This is a genomic window from Pseudomonas citronellolis (assembly GCF_900112375.1).
Lineage (GTDB): Bacteria > Pseudomonadota > Gammaproteobacteria > Pseudomonadales > Pseudomonadaceae > Pseudomonas > Pseudomonas citronellolis.
The window spans coordinates 18,500-38,136 of record NZ_FOLS01000038.1; the positions used below are offsets into that span (position 1 = coordinate 18,500).

Consider the following 19,637-nt stretch of genomic DNA (forward strand, 5'->3'; position numbering starts at 1 on the left):
CGAACAGATGATCGACATAGAGCCGGCCGCCGAACTCATTGTTCTCGACGGCGTTCTGCCCGCCTTTCGCTCCCGCGACCGCGCCACCGGCACTGCCATCAAGTACTCCGCCGGCCAAGCCACCCGCCAGCGAAGATAGTGCAACGACGGCCTGTTTCTCTGACTCGCTGAGATCATCGGTGTTCTTGCCATACAACTGCTTGGCGATAACCGAGGCCATCGCTTCGCCCGTAGCAGCACCCGCTGCACCCGCAATCGCCGAGTTCCCCTGAGCCTGGGCGACCAATGCACCGAGCACCGCATGGGCCATCAATTGCACCTCGCGATCACCCTCGGTCAGTTGTTTGATGGTGTTCGCGAGATAAGGTGCCGATGCTCCAGCCAACGCAGCTCCAATATCACCACCAGCGAGTCCCTGGAGTGCAGCAGTTACAGCCTGTGCCGCTCGTTGAAGCTGGCTCCCAGTTCCGTATTGGGACATTTTCTGCTGGTAGATCGCGCTTTCTTCGATCTGCTCTTTGGTTGGGTTCGAAATACCGTTCCTGGCTAGCTCTTCTTTCGCCGCATTACTGGCATTGATCTCCCCCTGCGTCCGAACGATGTCCATCGCCTGGGTGCCGATCTCGGCGATCAGTTGCACCTGCTTCAGCCGGTTCTGTTCCTTCTCCTTGTCGAAGATCGGGCTGATGCTGCCGTTGGCGTGCTCGACGTCGCGGCTCAGGCTGGCCACGTCCTGCTGCTGGTTGGCCGGGTCGCGGATTTCGAGGGTGCCGTTGGAGATGGCCGAGCCGGTGGTGCCGCTAGCGCTGTCGCCGTGGTTGTAGGCCACCAGCATGCCGCTGGGCATGTTGCTGATGAATTTGCCGCTGCCATCGCTGGCGCTGCTGATGCTGACGCTCTGTTGCTGGCTCTTGTAGTCGGCCTTGTTGTCGATGCTGCTCCAGCCCAGGGTGCCGGTGCTCAGGCGGTTCTTGTCGGCTTCGGCGGTGCTGGCGATGACGCTGCCGTCCAGTTGCGTGTGGTTGCCCACGTCGATCTGGAAGCCGCCCTTGCCGGCGTAGAGGCCGGTCTGTTCCTGCACGCTCTTGTAGTTGGAGTCGATCTTGCTCTGGCTGGCACTGACGCTGGCGCTGCCGCCAGTGCCGATGATGGCGACGCTCGCCCCGGCGGAGACGTTCTTCTGCTTGGAGTCGTAGTAGTCGCTGTCCTGCAGGCTCTGCAGGGTCAGGTCGCGGCCGACGTTGGCGATGATCTGCTCGCCGTTGACCTGGGCGCCCTTGAGCGTGGTGTCGCGGCCGCTGACCAACTTGACCTGGCTGCCGGCGTCCAGGGTGGTTTCCGTCCAGGTGGTGCCGGTGCCGATTTCCTTGCCCGAGCCCTGGTTGGCGTTGGCGAAGATGCTCAGGCCTACCCCGTTGTCCGCCGAATACCCCACGCTCACGCCAACCGCGCCGCCGCTGCTCTTGTTCTTGCCATCGAGCTTCTGGGTGTTGGCGGCGGCTTCGAGCAGGATGTCGCGGTTGGCGGCCAGCAGCATGTCGTTGCCGGCCTTGAGCTGGCTGCCCTGGATGCGGATGTCGCCGTCCTGGCCCACGGCGCCGCTGCCGGTGGCGAGGATGTTGAGGTTGTTCCCTGCGGTCAGGCTGCTGCCCTGGCTGACGCTCTGCTCCTGGGTCTGCCGGGAGCTGGACTTCTGCGAGCCGAGCGAGGCGCTGATGCCGAAGAACTGGCTGACGCCGCCCCCTTCGGTGCCCTGCTGCGCCGCCTGCCAGGCCTGCACGCCGGTCAGCCCGGCCTTGATGCCCTGCAGTGCGGAGAGCCGGCTGTCGTCTTCATGCCTGGCCTGCTTGGCAGTCTGGTAGCCAGCGTCCATGGCACTGCCCACAGTGCCGGAGAGCGCCAGGGTCAGGCCGCTGCTCTTGCTCTTGTAGGTCTGCTCGCTGCGGTTCTCGTTCTGCGCGGCGAGGATGTCGACGTTCTGCCCGATGAGGTTGATGTCCTTGCCGGCGACCACGTCCGAACCGCGGATGGTCAGGTCCTTGCCGGCCTGGATGTCGACGTTGCCCAGCACGCTGCCGATGGTGCTGCCGCGGGTCTGCTCGCTGTGGCTGGTCTGGGTGGCCTGGGTGCTGGCCGAACCGAGGGTGAAGCCGAGCCCGCCGCTGCTCATCACGCCGGATTTCTTCTTCGACTCGGCGTGGCTGGTTTCGCTGGTTTCGGTGGCGCCGTCGATCAGCACGTTGCGCCCGGCCAGCAGGCTGGTGCCGTTGGTGGAGGCCACGTCGCTACCGCTGACACCGATGTCCTGGCCGGCGCGGATGGCGATCTTGTCGGCGCTGACCAGCGAACCTTTCTGGGTGGTGTAGAGGGAAGTGTCCTCGGTCTTTTTCTCGGAGCTTGAGAGCAGCCCATGGCTGCGTTTGGTCTTGCTCAGCGCATGGCTGTCGGTTTCCGCCGCTGCCTGCAAGTTCACGTCACGGGAGGCGTATAGGTAGGCCTCGTTGCTGGCGCTGATGGTGCTGGCGGTCAGGTTCAGGTCCTGCCCGGCGCTTGCCACCAGGTCACCGCCCGCTGTCAGTTCCGCGCCGAGCTGGCGGGTCTGCCCGGTCTGTTCGACGGTGCGGCTGCTGCTGGTCTTGCTGCGGACTTCGACGCTGGCGGCGTCTTCGACAGCGCTCAGGTTGATGTCGCGACCGGCGGCGGCGGTCAGGTCGCCCTTCGCGCTCGCCTGGCTGCCCACTACGTTCAGGTCACGCCCCGCATCCAGCACCAGGTCGCCCCCGGCCGTCAGGCTGGAGCCGTGGTTCTGCGCGACCGTGGTGGTGGTGACGTGGTGCCCGCCCTGCTGGATGTCGCGCAGACGGCTGGCGTCGGTCACGGCTTGCAGGTTGATGTCACGGCCAGCGCCGAGGTAGCTGTCGCCGCCGCTGGCGAGGCTGCCGCGGTTGGTGATGTCGCGGCCGGCGTCCAGGCTGAGGTCGCTGCGCGCGCTGATGCTCGCGCCGGCGTCGAGGAAGCTGCGGTATTCGTCGCCGCCGATGCCGGCGGTGACGGCGGTGCGGTCGTTGACGATGTCGCCCTTGAGCGCGGTGAGGTCCACCTGCTCGCCGCGGATCTGCCCGGCCAGGGCGTTGCGGATGCTGTCGCCGGCCAGCAGGCTGACGCGCTGGCCGGCGTCCATCAGGCCGCCCTGGAGGATGCTGCCGCCGGCGCTGGCGCTGAGGTCTTCGCTGGCGCGCAGGGTGCCGACGTTGACCAGGTCGCCGCCGGCCATGAGGTTGAGGTCGCGGCCCTGGATCAGGCTGCCGCCGCGCAGGTTGCGCGCGTCGGTCTGGGCCAGGTAGACCACCGGGACCAGCACCTGCTGGCCGTCGATCACGCGGGTTTCCATCCACACGATGTCGTGGGTCAGCGCCGCCACCTGTTCGGCGGAAAGTCCCACGCCAACGCTCAGCTGCAGCGCGTCCTTGGCGGCCAGGGCGTTGTCCATCAGGTACTGGAACTGGTCGTAGTCGCTGGTCAGGCCATCGAGGAAGCGCTGGCCGGTCTGGGCCTGGATGGCCTCGCGGATCAGGCGGGTCTCGTAGGCGCCGTCGCCCAGGCGCTTCCAGGCCTGGTCCGGGTCGAAGCCCAGCTTGCCGAGCAGGTAGTCGGAGTTGAGGAAACGCCCCAGGTCGGTGAGCGCCGGGTTGCTTTCGATCAGGTAGTGGCTCTGCGGGTCCGGGCTGCGGATGAACATCCCGTACTGCCCCTGGGGCAGGCGGAAGGTGTCGGCCGCCGTCGGGTCCACGGCGGCGAAGGGCACGCCGCTGTAGTCCACCGGGATGAAGCTGACCTGCTGGCTGCCGTCGGCGGCCGTGTGCGTCACGCTCTGCACGGTCTGCGGCCCGCTCGCCTGGGCGTCGCTGGACTGTTTGTTGAGGGTCAGGTTGACCGTGCCGAGTTGCCCGCCCAGCAGGCTGCCGGCCAGTTGGCCGGTGAGCTGGGCGAGGCTGTATTCGCTGACGGTGCCGTTCTGCAGGTTGTGCGCCACGTTGAGGGTGACGCGGTTGCCGGCCTGCAGCGTAGCCGGCGCGGACTGCACGCCGTCTTCGCTCCAGGTGACGACCGGGGTGCCGATCGCCCAGCGGTCGCCGTTGTAGATGGCCCAGAGCTGGTCGTACAGGTCCTGGTCGAAGGTGCCCGCGGCCATCTTGGTGTTGAAGGCGCGGGCCAGGTTTTCCATGGTGTCCCACTGGCCGGTGGGGATCTTGCCGTAGTCGCCCGGCACCACGTTGATGACCACCACCTTGTTGCCGGTGCGCGAGGTGTTGCCCTGGTTGAGCAGCGAGTCGGCGTTGATGGTCAGGTCGCCGTTGGCGGCGAGGGTGCTGTTGCGGTTTTCCACCGCGCCGGCGTCGATGGTCAGGTTGCCCCCGGCGGTCAGCCAGGCGGCCGGGCTGTTCTGGGTGATGCGCTCTGAGAGGGTTTCGTTGACGTCGATCTTGCCGCGCTTGAAGGAGTCGTGGCCGCCGCAGTGCTGGCCGCACTGCACGTCGAATTCGCCGAAGGTGGTGGTCTGTTCGAAGGCGAAGACGTCGCGGGCGTTTTCCAGGCTCGCCACATCGAGGTGGATGTCGCCTTGCGCCTCGATGGTGCCGGAGCGGTTGCTCAGGCTCTGCGCCCGCCCGCCGTCCTGGCCGGCGAAGCTGAGGTTGCCCTGGCTGTAGAGGTCGCCGTAGCGGTTGCTCAGGCTGGCCGCGCGCAGGGTCATGTCGCCGCCGCTGAACAGCAGGCTGTCGGCGCCGTTGGCGATGCCCTGGCTGGTGATGTCCAGCGCGCCGAGGGCGCCGAGGGTGCCCGTGTTGTTCACTTGCGCGGCGCTGGCGCGCAGGGCCTGGTTGGCGATCAGCCAGCCCTGGTTGTTCAGGTTGCCGGCGAGGCTGAGCCGGGTATCCAGGCCGCTGGCCAGGCGACCGCCCTGCTGGGTGAAGTTGCCGGCGTTCAGGGTGAGGTGGCGCTGGGCGGAAAGCAGGCCGGCGTTGTAGGCGTCGCCGCCCAGGCTCAGGCCCAGGTCGCCGTCGCTGAGCAGTTCGCCCTGGTTGTTCAGGTAGACGGCCGTCACGCTCAGGTTGCCGGCGCTGGCGATGCGTTCGCCGGCGCCGACTTCCAGGCCCTGGCCGACACGCAGGTCGAGGGCGCCGTTGACGCGCATCTGCCCGGCATTGGCCACGCTGCCGAACTGCCATTGGCCCTCGCCCAGGCCGGTGAGCGAGCCCGCGCCGACGAGGCTGCCCGCGTTCAGGCGGAACAGGCCGGTGCCAGCATGCTGGACCTGCCCCTGGCCGTTGAGCAGGGCTGCGCCGCTGCCCAGTTCGAAGGCCTGGCTGGCGACGCCGATGCTCCCGCCCTGGTTGTTCAGCTGGCCGGCGCTGCGGATGTGGCTGCTGTCGCCGCCGAGCGCGCGCAGGCGCCCGCCCTGGCTGTTGTCCAGCGTGCCGCTGTCCAGCTCCAGGCTGGTGGCCGATTCGATCAGGCCACCCTGGTTGTTCAGCGCGCCGCTGCTGGCGAGCACGACGCGGCCGCCGCTGAGCTGGCCGCCGCCGTTGTCCAGTGTGTTGCCGGTGACGCTCAGCTCGCTTTTGCCGAACAGCTGGCCGCCCCGGTTGATGAGGTTGCCAACCACCAGTTCGAGCTTGCCGAGCAGGCTGGCGATGCTGCCGGCCTCGCCGTCGGCCTGGCTGTTGTCGAGGCTCGCGGCGCTGATGGCGACGCTGTCGCCCTGCACGGTGCCGGCCTGGTTCTGCAGGCTGCCCGCCCCCAGCGCGGCGGTCACGGCGCCGCCCTGGGCATGGACCAGCCCCCGCTGGTTGTTCAGCGCGCCGGCCGTTACCGAAAGGCCCGCGGCGCCCGCCAGCAAGCGCCCGGACGCGGAGTTGTCGACGCTGCCGGCAAGCACGTCGAGCCGCTCGCCGCGCAGGGTGCCGCCACGGTTGTCGAGCTGGCCGACGGCACGGGTGAACAGCAGGGCCTGGTCGCCTGCGTCGATCAGGCCGGTGGCGTTGTTCAGCACGCCATCCAGGCTCAGGCTCAGCTGTTCGCCATTGCCCACCACCGCGCCGCCCTGGCTGTTGTCCAGGTTGCCGCCCAACAGCTCGACGCGCTGGCCCAGTACCACGCCGCCACGGTTTTCCAGCTGCGGCGCTTGCAACCGCAGGCCCGCGTCGCTCTGGATGCGCCCCTGGTCGTTGGACAGGCGCTGTTGCGCCGTGAGCGCCAGGCCATCCGCGCCGGCGACCAGCAGCCCCTGGGCGCTGTTGTCGATGACGTCGGCGCTCGCCTGGATGCCATCGCCCACGATGCGGCCGCCGCGGTTATCCAGCGCCCCGCTGGTCTGCAGCAACAGCTGGGCCCCGGCGAGGGCCCCCTGGCGGTTGTCCAGGCTGCCCGCCGTGACGTCCAGGTTGCCCTGCACCGATTGCAGGCGCCCCAGCGCGTTGTTCAGCGCCTGGGCCACGGTCAGTTTCAGCGCGCCGTCGGCGCTCAGCGTACCGCCGGAGTTGTCGCTGATGCTGGCGAGGTCGGCCTGCAGCGTGCCGCCCAGCAACAGGCCGTTGGCGTTGTCGAGATCGCCGGCGGTCAGGGTCAGGGCGGAGCCGGCCTGGACCCGCCCATTGCGGTTGGCCAGCGACTGGGCATTCAGGCTCAGCCGCTCGGCGGCCAGGGTGCCGCCGCTGTTGTCCACGACCCCGCGGGAAGTCAGGTCGAGGCGCTGCGCCACCAGCTTGCCGGCGGCGTTGGCGAGGTTGCCGACGTCCAGCAGCAGGGCGCCGCTGGCCTGGGCCAGGCCCGCGGCGTTATCGAAGGCGCCGCTCAGGCGCAGGTCGAGGTCGCCCCGCTCGGCGCTGAGAACGCCGCCCTGGCGGTTGTCCAGGCTGCTGCCGGCGAGGTAGATGGAGTCGCCGACCTGGGTTCCCGCCCGGTTGTCCACCGCTCCGGCGCTGATCCGCAGGGCCTGCGCGGCCTGCAGCTTGCCGCCGGCGTTGTTCAGCTCGCCCTGGCTGTTCAGGGCCAGGTCGCCGCCGCTGGTGCCGATCAGGCCGCCGGCGTTGTCGATGCGCTGCGCGTCGATCCGTGCGCTGCCAGCGACGATGCGCCCCTGCTGGTTATCCAGCGTGCCGCCGGCCAGCGTCAGGCTGCCGCCATTCACCTCCAGGCGACCGTTGCGGTTGTCCAGGCTGGTGAAGTTCAGGCTGGCCGCCTGGCCGTCGCCGAAGCGGACCAGGCCGCCCAGGTTGACCACGGCGGGGGCGTCGAGCAGCAGGCTGCGCTCGCCGATCAGCTGCGCGCTGTCGCCGAGGTTGTTGAACTGGCGGGTGCGCAACGCGACTTCGCGCCCCTGCAGGGTTCCGCGGTTGTCCAGTTGCCGTCGGGCGTCGACATCGATGCGCTCGGCGTAGGCCTGCCCCGCGTTGTCCAGGGTGTCGGCGGCCACGCTCAGGCTGCCGGTGGCATCCAGCCGGCCGCGGTTGCCAACGTGGTCGGCGGCGATGTCCAGGCTTTGCCCGGCGATGCGTTGCTCCCCATCGATGCCGGCGACGATCTGGCCCGCGTTGTCCAGGCTGCCGGCGCGCAGTTGCACGCCTTGCCTGGCCGCCAGGCTCTGCGCATTGCTCAGCGCACCGCTGGCCTGCACGCTGGCGCTACCGCCGGCATACGCCGGGCCGTTCAGGGCCACGTCTTGCCCTTTCAGCGCCAGGTCCCCGCTGGCCGCCACCTGGGCCAATTCCAGCTTGCCATTGGCATCGATGCGGATATCGCCGGCGCTGGCCGCCATGTTGCCGGCCAGTTTCACGCCCACGCCTTGTTCAGTGCCCACCAGGCGGATGGTGTTGGCGTACATGCCGCCCAGGGCGGAGCTGTCGATGGCCAGTTGCGGCTTGGCGCTGCCGTCGTCGGGCTTGGCGGTGGCGACCAGGGTCTGCGCGTCCACTGTGTTGCGCCCGGCCACCACGGTGAGCTGTTTGGCGTACAGGTCGGCGTTGAGCTTGGCGCTGCGGGTGATCAGGTCGAACTGGTCGAGGTTGCCGGCGTTGAGCCCGGCGCCTTCGATGGCGATCTCGCCGCCGTCGACGTCGTAGCCCTGCAGGCGCTCGCCGGCCAGGATCGGTTTGCCGGTAGTGAGGGTGGCGCGCGGGGTGTTGATGAAGCCGCAGCCGTTGCAGGTGATGCCGTGGGGGTTGGCGACTATGACGTGGGCGCCCTGCCCGGCCACTTCGGTGTAGCCCTTGAGTTGCGTGGGGCTGCCGCCGGTGACTTCGTTGAGGATCTTCTGCGCCGCCTGGCCCTTGAGGTTGGGGTTGCCGAGGATGATCCCGCCCAGCTGGGTGCCCTGGGTCTTGCCGGTGGCGTTGTTGAGGATCAGCCCCTGCTGGCCGACGTTGTAGTCGCTGAATTTATTGTGCGAGAGGCCGCTGCCGTTGGGCGTGGCGATGTTGACGATAGGTACACCGTTGCCCGCTGCGCCGATCTGCGTGTTGCCGCCGGCGGCCGCATCCACCGCCAGTTGGGCGGCGGCCGCGACTATCGGATTGAGGAACAGAAGGCCGGCCAGGGCGCTGGCGATGGCCTGGTAGAGGGGGCGGCGGATGTCCATATGGGCGGCCTCTTGCGTGCTTTCGCCGGGCCGGGCCGGGCATCCCGGTTCGGATGCGGGGCCGCTCGCCGCGGCGGGGGTGTTGTCCTTGTTCGTCGTCTTTTCGCGCGGCCGTCAGAAGAACAGGTCGACGCGGAAGTACACCGGGTGTTCACGTTTGTCGATCACGCTGGGCCGCTCCAGGGAGCGGGCGAAGCTCAGCGTCGCGGCCAGGTACTGGCCGCGGGCGTTGAACTCCAGCGCGTGGCCGCTCAGGCGGCCGTGCAGTTCGGGGTTGTAGCGGTCATGCTCGATGGCGCCGAAGTCGTAGCCATAGCCCACGCCGTACTCCTGCAGCCAGGGCTGCAGCGCCACCCAGGTCACCGGGCGGCGCCAGCGCAGCTGGTTGCGCCAGTAGTAGCCGCTGTCGCCGGACAGGCTCTGGTCCTTGAAGCCGCGCACCGAGTTGAGCCCGCCGAGGCTGATGCGCTGCGGGCTGTAGAGCACGTCTTCGCTCTTCTGCGCGGTGGCCAGGGCGTCGAAGCTGAAGTTCTCGCCCCACAGCTGGAAGGGCTGCAGGTAGCTGAGGGTGAGGGTGTATTTGTCGTAGCGGGCATGGGGCTGGTAGGGCTGCGGGTCGTGCTCGCCCTGGGCGCCGAGCGCGCCTATGCCCTGCTGCCAGCCGGCGTCGAGGTTGACGAAGGCGCTGCCGATGCGCCGGCCGTGGTTGAAGCCCAGCTGGCCCTCGGTGATGCGGCTGCTGGAGACGTCGAGCTTCTCGTCGTCGATGTAGTTGTTCGAGCGCACGTGGGCCAGGCCGAAGTTGACCGCGGTCTTGCTCAGGCTGTCGCGGTGCAGCACGCGCTCGGCGCCGAACTGGTGGGAGCGGCTGTCGCCGTCGAGCTTGAAGGCGAAGCCGCTGCCTTGGTTGCGGGTGCGGTAGTAGCTCTGGTTGTAGCTGTAGCTGAAGGTCCACCAGCCGTAGGGCAGGCTGTAGAACAGGCCCTGGTTGTCGGAGTGCTTCCAGTGGTCGCTGACCACGTCCTCGGCCACCCGCAGGCCGAGCTGGTCGGCCAGGCCCAGCGGGCTGTCCCAGTCCAGGCCCAGGCCGGCCTGCTGCTCGCCGCTGCTGCGGTCGCCGTTGTTGTCGCGGAAGGCCGAGACGCGCCAGGGCTTGCCGCGCTCGCCGGCCAATTGCACGCGGCTGCCGCCGACCTGCTCGCCGGGCACCAGTTCCACTTGCGCGTGGCGCGAGGGCAGGCGGTTGACCTGGTCCACCAGTTGTTCCAGCTCGCGCAAGTCGAGCACCTCGCCGGTCTTGCCGGGGAAGCCCATGGCCAGTTCGCGCGGGGTGGCCACGGCGGAGTCGTCGAAGCCTTCCAGGCGGCCTTCGACCACGATGATTTTCAGCGTGCCGCCGGAAAGGTCCTGCTGCGGCAGGTAGGCGCGGGTGGTGACGAAGCCGCGGGCCAGGTAGTGGTCGGTGATGGCCTTGAGCAGCGCGTTGAGCTGGGCCACGCCCAGGCACTGGCCGCGGTAGGGCGCCAGCAGGCGCTCGCGGGTGGCGGCGCCGAGGTGTCCGGCGCCTTCCAGGGTGATTTCGCGGATGTCGAAGCAGCGCGTGTCGGCGGGCTGCTCGGCGGGGGCCTGCGGCGCTGCCTTGCCGGGTAGCTGCTGCAGCTCCTCCAGGCGCTTCTGCTGTTCGCGCAGCAACTGCTCCTGGCGGTCGCGCTGCAGGTCGCGGTCACCGGGAGTGGTCAGCGGCGCGGCGGAAACATCCAGAACGACGGCCAGGGCCAGGCCCAGCGTCCAGTAATGGGGAATGGACTTCATCCCTTCGATCCCTCGACTACGACATCCAGTTGCAAAACCGGGCTGATTAAATCATGGCCAATTGATGTTGAGGGAGTGTCATTCGGCGACTGGTTTCACTTTTAGGACTATTCCTATGAGGCGGATTCACCCTTGGCCGGCAGGCGGTGAACCCAGATGCGCCGCAGCACCGCGGCGAATTGCCGCGACAGGCGCCCGCTGTTGTAGTACTGGCCATAGCGCTCGGCTATCTGCCGCACTTCACGGGCCAGTTCGGCGTAGCGGCGCGCCGGCAGGTCGGGGAACAGGTGGTGCTCGATCTGGTGGCTGAGGTTGCCGGTGAGCAGGTGCAGCAGCGGCCCGCCCTCCAGGTTGCTGGAGCCGCGCAGCTGGCGCAGGTACCAGTGGCCGCGGCTCTCGCCCTGCAGCACGCTGGCCGGGAACACCGCGGCCTTCTCGGTGAAGTGGCCGCAGAAGATCACCGTGAAGGTCCACAGGTTGCGCAGCAGGTTGGCCACGAGGTTGCCGCAGAACACCGCCCAGAAGCCGCCGGCCAGCAGGCCCAATAGGGGGAAGGCGAGGTAGTCCTTGGCCCACTGGCGGCCCAGCTTGGCGTTGAACCGGCGCAGCAGCGGGCGCAGTTCGTCCTTGCCCAGGCGGCCCTTGAAGTACTGGTCCAGGCGCAGGTGCTGGATGGCCACGGCGTACTGGAAGAGCACGGCCTGGATCGTCACCCACAGCGGCTGCCAGCGGTAGAAGGGCTTCCACTTCTGCTCGGGGAACAGGCGCACCACGCCGTAGCCGACGTCGTCGTCCTTGCCCAGGACGTTGGTGTAGGTGTGGTGGATGTGGTTGTGGGTGTGCCGCCAGAAGTCGGAGGGGCCGGCGATGTCCCATTCGTACTGGCGCCCGGCGAATTCCGGGTCGTTCATCCAGTCGTACTGGCCGTGCATGACGTTGTGGCCCAGCTCCATGTTCTCGAGGACCTTGCCCAGGCCCAGGAGCAGGCTGCCGAGCAGCCAGGTAGGGGCGGACCAGCCGCACAGCAGCAGCGCGCGGCCGGCCCAGCAGCAGGCGCGCACGGCGCTGCGCACGCGGCGGATGTAGCGGGCGTCGGCGCCGCCGAGGTCGTCCAGGGTGCGTTGGCGCAGGGCGTCCAGTTCGGCGCCGAAGGCGGCCAGCTCGGCCGGGGTGAGGTCGCGGTCTTCGCGCATGCGGGGGTTCCGGGGAGGCTAGAGGTCGAGGCTGACGTCGCCCTGCGGGGCGCTGACGCACAGGCGGATGGGTTGCTGCGGCTCGCTGTGCAGCGCGCCGCTGCGCAGGTCGCGCACGCTGCCGGCGAGCAGGGTGCAGGTGCAACTGGCGCAGATGCCCTGGCGGCAGCCGTGGGCCGGGCGCAGGCCGGCGGCCTCGGCCTGTTCCAGCAGGCTGCGCTGGTTGTCGCCGGCCACCTGGCGGCCGCTGCGGGCGAAGTGCAGGTGAACCTCGCGCTGGGCCTCGTCGGTGGTCCAGGCGGGCGCGCTGAAGGCTTCCCACTGCAGACTGGCGGCGCGGGGTTCGAGATGGTCGCGCACGGCGCCGACGAAGCCGGCCGGGCCGCAGGCCAGCACATGCCCGGCGGGCAGGCCCTGCAGGTGTTCGGCGTGGAAGCGCCCGCGCAGTTCGCCGGCCTGCGCCGCGCCGCCGCTGATGGCCCAGCGCGGGTGGAAGTTGGGGTACTCGCGGGCCAGGGCCTGCAGGCGCTCGACGAAAGCGCGCTGGCTGCGTTCACGCACGTAGTGCAGCAGCGTCACCGGGCCGCGGTAGCCGTCGGCCAGGGCCTGGCGCAGCAGGCCGAGCAAGGGTGTCAGGCCGCTGCCGGCAGCCAGCAGCAGCACGCCGCGTTCGTCCTGCGGCCAGTGCAGCTCGCCGCCCGGCGCGCCCAGTTCCAGCACGTCGCCGACGCACAGCCGGCCCAGCAGCAGCGGCGAGACCCGCCCACCGGGTTGCAGCTTCACCGCGATCTCCAGGCATCCGTCCTCATCGGCGATCAGGCTGTAGCTGCGCCCCAGGCGCACGCCGTCGTGCTCGATGAACAGCTGCAGGTGCTGGCCCGGCCGCGCGCCGCGCCAGTTGGCGTTGGGCCGCAGGCGCAGGGCGAGCATGTCGTCGGCCACCCACTGGCGGCCTTCGACGCGGACGAACACCCGGTTCAGCGCCCAGGCCGGGTTGAGCACGGCCAGCACGGCATCGACATCGGCCTCGCGCAGCCAGCGCTGGCGCACCAGCGCGCGCAGGGGGCCGAGCAGCGGGCGCAAGGCGCGCAGCCAGGCCAGGGGAAGCAGGGACATGGACGGCATCCAGACAGTAAACACTTGTTCACTAAACTGGCATGCCGCCACTTTCCAGTCAACAGTCGTTCACTGAAGTGGCCAGCGCAGTCGCCGATTTCCCCGGCCATTTGCTAGAGTGCCGGGGCCCCTGCCATGGAAGCCCCGATGTCCTCTCCCCGCGCCGAACAGAAACAGCAGACCCGCCAGGCCCTGATGGACGCCGCGCGCGGCCTGATGGACAGCGGCCGCGGCTTCGGCAGCCTGAGCCTGCGCGAGGTGGCGCGCGCGGCGGGCATCGTCCCGGCCGGGTTCTACCGGCACTTCGCCGACATGGACGCCCTGGGCCTGGCCCTGGTGGCCGACGTCGACGAGACCTTCCGCCAGACCCTGCGCGCTGTGCGGCGCAACGAGTTCGAGCTGGGCGGGGTGATCGAGGCCTCGGTGCGCATCTTCCTCGACGCGGTGAGCGCCAACCGCACCCAGTTCCTGTTCCTGGCCCGCGAGCAATACGGCGGCTCGCTGCCCATCCGCCAGGCCATCGGCACCCTGCGCCAGCGCATCACCGACGACCTGGCGGCGGACCTTGCGCTGCTCAACAAGCTGCCGCATCTGCAGGCCCAGGACCTCGACGTGCTCGCCGACCTGGTGGTGAAGACGGTGTTCGCCACCCTGCCCGAACTGATCGACGCGCCGGCCGAGGCGCTGCCGGCGCACTTGACGCCGGAGGCCAAGGTTACCCAGCAGCTGCGTTTCATCATGATTGGGGCAAAGCACTGGCTGGGGATCGGGGCGAAGGGCTGAGGCTGGGGCTTCCTTGTAGGAGCGAGGGGGACGCCTAGTCCTTGCTCGCGAACGGGGTTTCCCGGCACTTCGGTGCCAAGACTGAGAGCGCCCTCTCCCTAACCCTCTCCCTGAAGGGAGAGGGGACCGTTCGGGGTGTGCTGACACTTCGGCGTTAGCCGGCTTGCATTGAGTATCCGGTTGAAACCAGAGCCCTTCTCGGCACGGACTAGCCCCCTCTCCCTTCAGGGAGAGGGCTGGGGAGAGGGAGCGGAGTTGAACCAGAGCGCAGGTACCACCGGCTGGTTCGCGAGCAAGCTCGCTCCTACGAAAAGCCCCATTCCGCCCCACATCGGTGCGCACCATTTACGTGCGCACCAGCAACGCGCACGCGCACCATTCCTGATCACTCGGACAACCCGCCCAGCCCCCGCCATTGCTGGCCGCGCCCGCCCCTGGCAAGGCCCTTGCTGTAGCTCGGCCATTGCCTACTGCCGGACACCGCCATGCTGGTCATCCACCAACGCATCGAGCCCCGCGAGCGCTGGGACGCCGAACTGCACCTGAACTACGAGGCGCGCAGCAAGAGCCGCCTGCGCTGCTACAGCCGCGATGGCGAGGACGTCGGCCTGTTCCTCGAACGCGGCCAGCCGCCGCTGGCGGACGGCGACTGCCTGCTGGCCAACGACAGCCGCGTGGTGCGCGTGTGCGCCGCGCCCGAGCAGCTGATGCACGTGACCTGCGCCAGCCCCCGCGAGCTGAACCGCGCCGCCTACCACCTGGGCAACCGCCACGTGGCGCTGCAGGTGGGCGAAGGCTGGCTGCGCCTGCTCGACGACTATGTGCTCAGGGCCATGCTCGACCAGCTCGGCGCCACGGTGCAGAGCATCGAGGCGCCGTTCCAGCCCGAGCACGGCGCCTACGGCGGCGGCCATCACCATTCGCACCATGGCGAGGCGGAATTCAACTACGCGCCGAAGCTGCACCAGTTCGGAGTGCGCAAGTGAGCAACACAGGCCTCTGGCCGTTGCTGCGCCTCGCCAGCCCGCAGTTGCCCATCGGCGGCTACAGCTATTCCCAGGGCCTGGAAGCCGCCCTGGAGCATGGCCTGGTGAGTGACGCCGACAGCGCCTTCGCCTGGCTGGCCGACCAGTTGCAACTGAACCTGGCACGCTTCGAGGGCCCGCTGCTGGCCGAGCTGCTGCGCGCCGCGCTGGCCGCCGACTGGGCCGCGCTAAGCGATGCCGCCGAACGCCACCGCGCCAGCCGCGAGACCCGCGAGCTGGCCCTGGAAAGCCGGCAGATGGGCTTCTCCCTGGCGCAACTATTGGAAGCCCTGCCCGAGCTGGACGAAGCGGCCCGCGCCTGGCTGGCCGCGCAGCCGGAGCCCTCGCTGGCCGCCACCTGGGCGCTGGCCGCGCGGGCCTGGGGCCTGGACGTGGAGCAGGCCCTGGCCGCCTGGCTGTGGAGCTGGGCCGAGAACCAGCTCGCGGTGCTGATGAAGGCCCTGCCCCTGGGCCAGCTGGCCGCGCAGAAGCTCACCTCGCGCCTGCTCCCCGAACTCGAACGCGCCTGCGCCGCCGCGCTGGCGGAGGACGCGCCCGGCGGCGCGCCCTTCGGCCTGGCCCTGGCGAGCATGGTCCACGAAACGCAATACAGCCGTCTGTTCCGTTCCTAGGAGAACCCCGCATGAACTCCCAACCCCTGCGCGTCGGCATCGGCGGCCCGGTGGGCTCCGGCAAGACCGCCCTGACCCTGGCGCTGTGCCACGCCCTGCGCGAGCGCTACAACCTGGCCGTGGTGACCAACGACATCTACACCCAGGAAGACGCCCAGTTCCTGGTGCGCAACCAGGCCCTGGCGCCGGAGCGAATCATCGGCGTGGAAACCGGCGGCTGCCCGCACACGGCGATCCGCGAGGACGCCTCGATCAACCTGGAGGCGGTGGACCAGCTCAACCGCCGCTTCCCGGGCCTGGAGCTGATCCTGGTGGAGTCCGGCGGCGACAACCTCTCGGCCACCTTCAGCCCCGAGCTGTCGGACCTGACGCTGTACGTGATCGACGTTTCCGCCGGCGACAAGATCCCGCGCAAGGGCGGCCCGGGCATCTGCAAGTCCGACCTGCTGGTGATCAACAAGATCGACCTGGCGCCGCTGGTCGGCGCCTCGCTGGAGGTGATGGAGCGCGACGCGAAGAAGATGCGCGGCGAGCGGCCCTTCGTGTTCAGCAACCAGAAGACCGGCCAGGGGCTGGACGAAATCATCGCCTTCATCGAACGCCAGGGGCTGCTGACCGCGGCCTGAGTTTGTTTTTGGGTTCCCGCGTTCGCGGGAATGACGATGTCGACGCTCACCTGCGTCTCCCCCGCGAACGCGGGGGCCCAATAACCCCATGTATCAAGGAAGCCCCATGTCCCTGCGCAAAAGCCTCTACGCCCTGGCGCTGTTCCTCACCCCGGCCATCGCCTTCGCCCACCCCGGCCACGGCGAGCACGGCCTGGCCGCCGGCGTGCTGCACCCGCTGACCGGCCTCGACCACCTGCTGGCGATGTTCGCCGTCGGCCTCTGGGCCGCCCAGCAACGGGGCGCGGCGCGCCTGGCGCTGCCCTGCACCTTCGTCGGCGCCATGCTGCTCGGCGGCCTGCTCGGCTTCGACGGCGTGCAGTTGCCCTTCGTCGAGACCGGCATCGCCGCCTCGGTGCTCGCCCTCGGCTTGTGCGTGGCCCTGGCGGTGCGCCCGCCGCTGCCGCTGGCCATGGCCGTGACCGCGCTCTTCGCTCTGGCCCACGGCATCGCCCACGGCCTGGAGCTGCCGGAACTGTCCAGCCCCTGGGCCTACGCTGCGGGCTTCGTCTGCGCTACTGCCGCCCTGCATGCCGCGGGCTATGCGCTGGTGCGCTTCCTGCCGCAGGCTGCGGCGCCGTTGGTGCGTGTGGCGGGTTTGGCATCGGCGGGGGCCGGGGTGTGGTTGCTGGCGGGTTGATGGGGAACGACGGATAACCGCGAGCGGAGTCCGCTGCCCCCCGCGTCATTCCCATGTAGGAGCGCGCCCTGCGCGCGAATCGCGGGCAGGGCCCGCTCCTACAGGTTGCCGTGAAGCCTGGCATTCCCCCCGTAGGAGCGACTGTCTATTGGGTTCCCGCGAACGCGGGAACCCAGTGACGCTGATGGGTATCGCTTCGCTCAACACCATCCTACGGCGGCGTCGGGGGCTCTTCGTAGGAGCGAGCTTGCTCGCGAATGAGCCCCGCTGCGGAGTCTGTTCGCGAGCAAGCTCGCTCCTACGAGAAGCCATACACACCGATCCGTCAGAGCGAAATCGGGTAGTTGAAGATCACCCGCGTCTGGTCGAAATCGCTGTTGAAGCTGCGTCGGTTGCTCGCATGGTTGACGCGCACGTTGAGCTTCTTCAGCGGCCCGCTCTGCACCGTGTAGCCCAGCTCCACGTCACGCTCCCATTCCTTGCCGCCGCTGCCGGCCTTGGTGGTGGCGTTGTCGCCCTTGCCGTAGCGCACCATGCTCACCAGGCCGGGCACGCCCATCGCGGCGAAGTCGTAGTCGTAGCGCAGCTGCCAGGAACGCTCGTCCTCATTGGTGAAGTTGCCGTTGAACATGTCGTTGCCCATGGTCCGCCCGCTGCTGCCGTAGACCGACTGCCAGCCACCCTCGCCGCCGACCTTCTGCAGGCCGAGGTAGAGGGTATGCCCGCCATGGTTGGCCGAGAGCAGCGCGTAGGCGGTGTGGCTGTCGATGTCGCCGGCCAGGGCGCGGCCGTCGTCGCGGTCGAAGAACAGGCCGAGGTTGGCGCCCAGCACCCAGTCGCCCACCGGCTGCTTGTGCAGCAGGTTGAAGTAGCGCTGGGTGTAGATGTCCTCCAGTTGCGCGTACCAGGCGCCGACCAGGGTGCGTTGGTCGTTGAAGCGGTATTCGCCGCCGGCGTAGTTGAAGGCATCGGATTTCGCCGTGGGCGCCGACCAGGACGACAGGTCTTGCATGTCCGCCGAATTGCGCAGGCTGACCTGGTCGTAGCGCCCGCCGTACAGGCTCACCCCGGCCCACTCGCGGGACACCAGCGCCGCGCCGCGGAAGGTCTGCGGCAGCAGGCGGCCGTCGTCGTAGCGCAGCACCGGCACGTCCGGCAGCATCTCGCCGAGCTTCAGCTCGCTGGCCGACAGCCGCAGCTTGGCCGCCACCGCCATGCGCCCGTACTCGTCGGCGGCCTTGCCGTCGTCGTGCACCGGCAGCAGCTCGGAGCCGCTCTGGTCGCGGCTGCTGTTCAGCTTCACGCCGTACAGGCCCATGGCGTCCACGCCGAAGCCCAGCGGCCCGCGGGTGTAGCCGGAGCTGAACTTGAGGATGAAGCCCTGGGCCCATTCGTTGATCAGGCTCTTGCCGGCGCTGTGGTCGCGGAAGTCGCGGTTGAACGCGTAGTTGCGCAGCACCAGGTCGGTGCGCGAATCCTCGAAGAAGCCGCCCTCCTCGGCCAGCGCGGGCGCGCACAGCAGCGGCAGGGCCACGCAGGCGAGGGACGGCAATAGGGCGGTGTGACGGTTTTGCATTGTTATTGTTCTCCGTTTTTTTCGGGGTGCAGCGGCCCGCGGCGCGTCCGTGTGAGCGCGCCGTGGGCGGGGTGGGTGGCAGAACCGGCTAGGCGATCAGAACGGGTAGTGGCGCGCCTCCCGTTGCACGCTCACCCAGTGGTCGCGGGTGAATTCGTCGATCGCCCAGTCGCCGTTGAAGCGGCCAAGGCCGGAGTTCTTCTCGCCGCCGAAAGGCGCGTTGGCCTCGTCGTTGACCGGGATGTCGTTCACGTGGGTCATGCCTGCGCGCACCTTGCGGGCGAAGGCCACGCCGCGCTCCAGGTCGCGGGTGAACACGGCGCTGGAAAGGCCGTACTCGCTGGCATTGGCCAGCTCCAGGGCGTGGGCTTCGTCGCGGGCGCGCAGCAGGCCGATCAGCGGGCCGAAGATTTCGTCGCGGGCGATCTCCATGTCCGGGCCGACTTCGCCGTACACGTGGGGCGCCAGCAGTTGGCCCTGCACGCCGCCTTCGTACAGCGGTTTGGCGCCTTCGCGGCGGGCCAGGGCGACCTTCTCCAGCAGGCCTTCGAGCTGGCGGGCATTGATGATCGGGCCCACCGCGGTCTCCATCGACTGCGGGTCGCCGACCTTCACCTGCTTCACGCGCTCGACGAAGCGTGCGGCGAAGGCGTCGTACAGCGCGTCGACCACGATGATGCGGTTGATCGCCATGCAGATCTGCCCCTGGTGCAGGAACTTGCCGAACACCGCGGCGTTCACCGCCTGCTCCAGGTCGGCGTCTTCCAGCACCACGAAGGGGCTGTTGCCGCCCAGCTCCAGGGCCACGTGCTTGAGGTGCGCGCCGCCGCTGGCGATGCGCCCGATGTTGCGCCCCACCGGGGTGGAGCCGGTGAAGGTCACCAGGCCCGGCACCGGGTGCTCGACGAAGGCGTCGCCGATCTCGCTGCCGGCGCCGACCACCACGCCGAGCACCCCGGCCGGCAGCCCGGCCTCCTCGAAGATGCGCGCCAGCAGCAGGCCGCCGCACACCGGGGTGTCGCTGGCCGGCTTGACCACCACCGCGTTGCCCAGCGCCAGGGCCGGGGCCAGCGAGCGCTGGGTGAGGTGCAGCGGGAAGTTCCACGGGCTGATGACGCCGACCACGCCGATGGCGCTGCGGTACACGCGGCTTTCCTTGCCGGGGATGTTGGAGTCGACGATGCGCCCGTGCACGCGGCTGGGGAAGGACGCCGACTCCAGGGTGATGCCCCGCGCCGCGCCCCATTCCAGGGTGGCCTTCAGACGGGTGCTGCCGGACTCGCGGATGATCCAGTCGATGATCTCCTCGCGGCGCCGGTCGAACACTTCCACCACCCGGTGGAGCAGCGCGGCGCGCTCCGCCGGCGGCAGCGCGGCCCAGGCCGGCTGCGTTTCGGCGGCCTTGCGGTAGGTGGCATCCAGGTCCTCGCGGCTGGCCTGGGGGATTTCCGCCAGCAGGCTGCCGTCGTAGGGGTTGCTGTCGCGCAGCACCTTGCCGGCGCTGCCGGTGCGCCATTCGCCGGCGAGGGGTTGCAGGTGGAAGTCGGTGTAAGCGGTCAT

The 19,637-nt window shown here is 69.3% G+C and carries 10 protein-coding genes and 1 pseudogene; 5 read left to right on the plus strand and 6 right to left on the minus strand.

Annotation, left to right across the window (positions count from 1 at the left end):
- Nucleotides 1-46: 46 nt before the first annotated feature.
- The 4 genes and pseudogenes from BM060_RS33415 to BM060_RS27765 form a co-directional block, all read right to left on the minus strand.
- Nucleotides 47-8,635 (minus strand): annotated as a pseudogene (locus BM060_RS33415) (hemagglutinin repeat-containing protein); the annotation flags it as partial.
- Between the two features lie 114 nt (nucleotides 8,636-8,749).
- Nucleotides 8,750-10,447 (minus strand): ShlB/FhaC/HecB family hemolysin secretion/activation protein, encoded by a 1,698-nt coding sequence (locus tag BM060_RS27755; protein WP_074985072.1) that lies wholly within the window; start codon nucleotides 10,445-10,447, stop codon nucleotides 8,750-8,752.
- Between the two features lie 113 nt (nucleotides 10,448-10,560).
- Nucleotides 10,561-11,640 carry a fatty acid desaturase family protein gene (locus BM060_RS27760; RefSeq protein WP_074985075.1) on the minus strand — a complete coding sequence of 360 codons (1,080 nt, stop codon included), beginning with the start codon at nucleotides 11,638-11,640 and terminating at the stop codon, nucleotides 10,561-10,563.
- A gap of 18 nt (nucleotides 11,641-11,658) precedes the next feature.
- A complete protein-coding gene (locus tag BM060_RS27765) occupies nucleotides 11,659-12,756 on the minus strand; it encodes a flavin reductase family protein (protein WP_074985077.1) in 1,098 nt (365 codons plus the stop codon).
- A gap of 147 nt (nucleotides 12,757-12,903) precedes the next feature.
- Here BM060_RS27765 and BM060_RS27770 point away from each other — a divergent pair, with 147 nt between their 5' ends.
- The 5 genes from BM060_RS27770 (at nucleotide 12,904) to BM060_RS27790 (ending at nucleotide 16,501) form a co-directional block, all read left to right on the plus strand.
- The gene (locus BM060_RS27770) at nucleotides 12,904-13,539 is read left to right on the plus strand and encodes a TetR family transcriptional regulator (RefSeq protein WP_074985078.1); all 636 of its coding nucleotides are present in this window, start codon (nucleotides 12,904-12,906) and stop codon (nucleotides 13,537-13,539) included.
- Nucleotides 13,540-14,024: 485 nt separating this feature from the next.
- Complete coding sequence (ureE, locus tag BM060_RS27775; RefSeq protein WP_074985079.1) at nucleotides 14,025-14,525, plus strand: urease accessory protein UreE; 501 nt, start codon at nucleotides 14,025-14,027, stop codon at nucleotides 14,523-14,525.
- Nucleotides 14,522-15,196, plus strand: a complete 675-nt coding sequence (locus BM060_RS27780; protein WP_074985080.1) for an urease accessory protein UreF — start codon at nucleotides 14,522-14,524, stop codon at nucleotides 15,194-15,196. Before ureE ends, BM060_RS27780 begins: the two co-directional genes overlap by 4 nt.
- Nucleotides 15,197-15,207: 11 nt before the next feature.
- Nucleotides 15,208-15,822, plus strand: a complete 615-nt coding sequence (ureG, locus tag BM060_RS27785) for an urease accessory protein UreG (RefSeq protein WP_074985081.1) — start codon at nucleotides 15,208-15,210, stop codon at nucleotides 15,820-15,822.
- A 106-nt stretch (nucleotides 15,823-15,928) separates the two neighbouring features.
- On the plus strand, nucleotides 15,929-16,501 hold the full coding sequence (locus tag BM060_RS27790; protein WP_074985082.1) for a HupE/UreJ family protein: 573 nt from the start codon (nucleotides 15,929-15,931) through the stop codon (nucleotides 16,499-16,501).
- Nucleotides 16,502-16,826: 325 nt separating this feature from the next.
- Here BM060_RS27790 and BM060_RS27795 read toward each other — a convergent pair whose 3' ends face one another.
- Entirely contained in the window at nucleotides 16,827-18,077 is a 1,251-nt protein-coding gene (locus tag BM060_RS27795; RefSeq protein WP_074985084.1) for an OprD family porin, read from the minus strand.
- A 96-nt stretch (nucleotides 18,078-18,173) separates the two neighbouring features.
- Complete coding sequence (locus BM060_RS27800) at nucleotides 18,174-19,637, minus strand: aldehyde dehydrogenase family protein (RefSeq protein ID WP_074985088.1); 1,464 nt, start codon at nucleotides 19,635-19,637, stop codon at nucleotides 18,174-18,176.